The organism is Lactobacillus gallinarum DSM 10532 = JCM 2011 (assembly GCF_001434975.1).
GTDB lineage: Bacteria > Bacillota > Bacilli > Lactobacillales > Lactobacillaceae > Lactobacillus > Lactobacillus gallinarum.
Genome location: NZ_AZEL01000063.1, coordinates 29,308 through 29,946, shown reverse-complemented (window position 1 = coordinate 29,946; position 639 = coordinate 29,308). Strand labels below are relative to the sequence as shown.

Here is a 639-nt window from a genome sequence, read left to right as displayed (position 1 = left end):
CTAATTACATGTTGATCAGGCTTTTGAGTTTGTTCTTTAGGTATTGGTGCGAAACTCTTAGAATAATAAGCTGTATTGTCTTTGTTGACTACATAAATATTTGTAACTTCACTACCTGGTATTGGCTTAAATGTTCGAATAATTTTATCAGCTTCCACTGGTTCAACATAAATTTCATGAAAACCTGTTTTAGTATCAGTGAAATTAAAATCTGCCTCATTATTTTTATCTAAACTTGTAGTTTGTTTTGTGTTATCAGTATCAGTCCAATAATTAATATTCTTTACCTGATTATCTGATTTCTTATCTTCATAATAATGTAATTTGATATTTGCATGGTCATAGGTAGGTGTTACTTTTTGCTGATCATCACTCTTTGCTTTATACCATACTTCTGCTCTACCATTATCAGGCACAGTTAAAGAACGATCATTACCACTACCATCTTTGCTCCAATTTTTATCTTTCATTAAAAGACCTAGTCTTTTATAATTGCCATTCAAAGTAATCGATGCATATTTACCATATGAATCTTTACCGGTCCATTCATGTTCTTGTCCATTACTACCAGGATCAGCTCCCCAAATATAAGGTTTCCATTTATCTCCGTCACCTTGATAATGCACAATTACTTTAGTC

General features: G+C 31.9%; 1 protein-coding gene. It reads right to left on the bottom strand.

What is annotated here, in order from left to right:
* Positions 1 to 639, bottom strand: a 639-nt coding sequence (locus FC37_RS08440; protein ID WP_275452827.1) for a pullulanase-associated domain-containing protein, incomplete at both ends; no start/stop codon positions are given.